This window comes from Streptomyces sp. NPDC059900, from assembly GCF_050270335.1.
GTDB lineage: Bacteria > Actinomycetota > Actinomycetes > Streptomycetales > Streptomycetaceae > Streptomyces.
This window is the reverse complement of sequence record NZ_JBNNJZ010000723.1, coordinates 1-3,648: the sequence shown is the minus strand read 5'-3', so window position 1 is coordinate 3,648 and position 3,648 is coordinate 1. Positions and strand designations below refer to the sequence as shown.

The 3,648-nt window shown below is 69.7% G+C and carries 1 protein-coding gene and 1 pseudogene; one reads left to right on the top strand and one right to left on the bottom strand.

Features of this window, described 5'->3' with window-relative positions; genetic code table 11:
• A partial coding sequence (locus ACQKIP_RS42725; protein WP_427745479.1) for a molybdopterin-dependent oxidoreductase occupies nt 1-1,184 on the bottom strand: 1,184 nt, incomplete at its 3' end.
• 200 nt (nt 1,185-1,384) lie between these two features.
• On the opposite strand from ACQKIP_RS42725, the pseudogene polA reads away from it, so the two are divergent.
• Nucleotides 1,385-3,604: pseudogene (gene polA, locus ACQKIP_RS42720) on the top strand (DNA polymerase I); the annotation flags it as partial.
• Nucleotides 3,605-3,648 lie beyond the last annotated feature (44 nt).

The window sequence follows — 3,648 nt, the reverse complement described above, 5'->3', positions numbered from 1 at the left end:
CGGCCGATGTTGCCGCGCAGCAGAAGGAAGTTGACGACCTCGCGGATGGTCGGCACGGCGTGCTTGTGCTGGGTCAGGCCCATCGCCCAGCACACGACGGTGCGCTTGGAGGCGAGGACCATGGCGAGGGCTTCCTCGATGCGCTCGCGCTCCAGGCCCGTGGCCGCGAGGGTCTCGTCCCAGTCGGCGGTGCGCGCGGCCTCGGCGAACGCCTCGTACCCGTGGGTGTGCTCGCGGACGAACTCCTCGTCGACCGCGCCCTCCGTCTCCAGGACGAGCTTGTTCAGGAGCCGGAAGAGGGCCTGGTCGCCGCCGAGGCGGATCTGCAGGAACAGGTCGGTCAGGGCGGTGCCCTTGAGCATGCCCTGCGGGGTCTGCGGGTTCTTGAAGCGCTCCAGGCCCGCCTCGGGCAGCGGATTGACCGTGATGATCTTCGCGCCGTTGTTCTTCGCCTTCTCCAGGGCGGAGAGCATGCGCGGGTGGTTCGTGCCCGGGTTCTGCCCCGCGACGATGATCAGGTCCGACTTGTAGAGGTCCTCCAGGAGGACGCTGCCCTTGCCGACCCCGATGGTCTCCGTGAGGGCCGAGCCGGACGACTCGTGGCACATGTTCGAGCAGTCGGGCAGGTTGTTCGTGCCCAGCTCGCGGGCGAACAGCTGGTACAGGAACGCCGCTTCGTTGCTGGTGCGGCCCGAGGTGTAGTAAACGGACTCGTCCGGGCTCTCCAGCTCGGCGAGCTCCTCGGCGATGATGTCGAAGGCCCGCTCCCAGGAGACGGGTTCATAGCGCTCGGCGCCCTCCGCCAGATACACCGGGTGGGTGAGGCGGCCCTGCTGGCCCAGCCAGTACCCACTGCGCGTCGCGAGGTCCGAGACGGGGTGCGCGGCGAAGAAGTCGGGGGTGACGCGGCGCAGCGTGGCCTCCTCGGCGACCGCCTTCGCGCCGTTCTCGCAGAACTCCGCCTTGTGCCGGTGCTCCGGCTCGGGCCAGGCGCAGCCGGGGCAGTCGAAGCCGTCCTTCTGGTTGACCCGGAGCAGGGTCAGCGCCGTGCGCCGCACGCCCATCTGCTGCTGGGCGATGCGCAGCGTGTGCCCGATGGCGGGAAGCCCCGCCGCGGCATGCTGCACCTCGGCTACCTGCGGCGCGTCCTGGACGGGATCACCCTTGGGCGACTTCCTTGCCATGATCGGCTCCCCTTCGAGCACATGCGTGAGGTACGTCTCCGATCCTCCCACGCGCCGGTGACGGCGCGGTGGCGGGTAAGGGTTGGGCCTGAGTGTCAGTGGGGCGTGGCAGGATCGGGGACGTGGCAGAAAAAGCAGCGCAGAAGAAGTCCGAGACCGCGACGAAGCCCAGTGGCGAGCAGCGTCCGCGCCTGCTCCTCATGGACGGGCACTCCCTGGCCTACCGGGCGTTCTTCGCGCTGCCCGCGGAGAACTTCACGACCGCGACGGGCCAGCCGACGAACGCGATCTACGGCTTCGCGTCGATGCTGGCGAACACGCTGCGCGACGAGGCGCCCACGCACTTCGCGGTGGCCTTCGACGTCTCGCGCAAGACATGGCGCTCCTCGGAGTTCCCCGAGTACAAGGCGAACCGCTCCAAGACCCCGGACGAGTTCAAGGGCCAGGTCGAGCTGATCGGCGAGGTGCTCGACGCGATGAACGCGGTGCGCTTCGCGGTGGACGGCTTCGAGGCGGACGACGTCATCGCCACGCTCGCCACGCAGGCCGAGGCGGCCGGCTTCGACGTCCTGATCGTCACCGGCGACCGCGACTCCTTCCAGCTGATCACCGACCACGTGACGGTGCTCTACCCCACGAAGGGCGTCTCCGAGCTGACGCGCTTCACGCCGGAGAAGGTTGAGGAGAAGTACGGCCTCACGCCCGGCCAGTATCCGGACTTCGCGGCCCTGCGCGGCGACCCGTCGGACAACCTGCCGGGCATCCCCGGTGTCGGCGAGAAGACCGCCGCGAAGTGGATCAACCAGTTCGGTTCCTTCGCGGACCTCGTCGAGCGCGCCGAGGAGGTCAAGGGCAAGGCCGGCCAGAACTTCCGCGATCACCTGGACGCGGTGAAGCTGAACCGCCGCCTGACGGAGATGGTCCGGGACGTCGAGCTCCCCAAGGCCGTCGGCGACCTGGAGCGCGCTCCGTACGACCGCACGGCCCTGGCCATGGTCCTGGACACCCTGGAGATCCGTAACCCCTCGCTGCGCGAGCGTCTGCTCGCCGTCGACCCCGGCGCCGAGGAGGCCGAGCAGACCCCGGCCGAGCCCGGCGTGGAACTGGACGGCGCGGTGCTCGGCGCGGGCGAGGTCGGCCCGTGGCTCGCCGAGCACGGCAAGGCGGTCCTCGGTGTGGCCACGGTCGACACCTGGCAGCTCGGCACGGGCTCGGTGACCGAGGTCGCCCTCGCGGCGGCCGGCGGAGCGGCGGCCTGGTTCGACCCCTCCCGCCTGGACGAGGCCGACGAGAACGCCTTCGCGGCCTGGATCGCCGACCCGCAGAAGCCCAAGGTCCTGCACAACGCGAAGGCCGTGATGCGGGTCTTCCCGGAGCACGGCTGGAGCGTGGACGGCGTCACCATGGACACCGCCCTCGCCGCGTACCTGGTCAAGCCGGGCCGCCGCTCCTTCGCCCTGGACGCCCTGTCCCTGGAGTACCTCGGCCGGGAGCTGGCCCCCGCCTCCGCCGCCGAGGGACAGCTCGCCTTCGGTACGGAAGAGGACGACCAGGCCGAGGCCGACGCCCTGATGTCGCAGGCCCGCACGATCCTCGACCTGGGCACGGCCTTCGGCGAGAAGCTCAAGGAGGTCGGCGCCGGTGACCTCCTGACGGACATCGAACTGCCGACGTCCACCCTCCTGGCCCGCCTGGAGCGGCACGGCATCGCGGCGGACCGAGCCCATCTGGAGGCGATGGAGCAGCAGTTCGCGGGCGCGGTGCAGCAGGCGGTGAAGGAGGCGCACGACGCGGCGGGGCACGAGTTCAACCTCGGCTCGCCCAAGCAGCTCCAGGAAGTCCTCTTCGGGGAGCTGAACCTCCCCAAGACGAAGAAGACCAAGACCGGGTACACCACGGACGCGGACGCCCTGGCCTGGCTCGCGGCCCAGACCGAGAACGAACTGCCGGTCATCATGCTGCGCCACCGCGAGCAGGCGAAGCTGCGCGTCACGGTCGAGGGCCTCATCAAGGCGATCGCCGCGGACGGCCGCATCCACACCACGTTCAACCAGACGGTCGCGGCCACCGGCCGCCTCTCCTCCACGGAACCGAACCTCCAGAACATCCCGGTCCGCACGGACGAGGGCCGCGCGATCCGCCGCGGCTTCGTGGTCGGCGAGGGCTTCGAGTCCCTGATGACCGCGGACTACAGCCAGATCGAACTGCGCGTGATGGCCCACCTCTCCGAGGACGAGGGCCTCCTTGAGGCGTTCGAGTCGGGCGAGGACCTGCACACGACCGTGGCCTCCCAGGTGTTCGGCGTGGAGGGCTCCGCCGTCGACGCCGAGATGCGCCGCAAGATCAAGGCCATGTCGTACGGCCTGGCGTACGGCCTCTCCGCGTTCGGCCTCTCCCAGCAGCTGAACATCGAGGCGGGCGTGTCTCTTTAACTGATGGACTCCTACTTGTTTCTGTTGGTCTT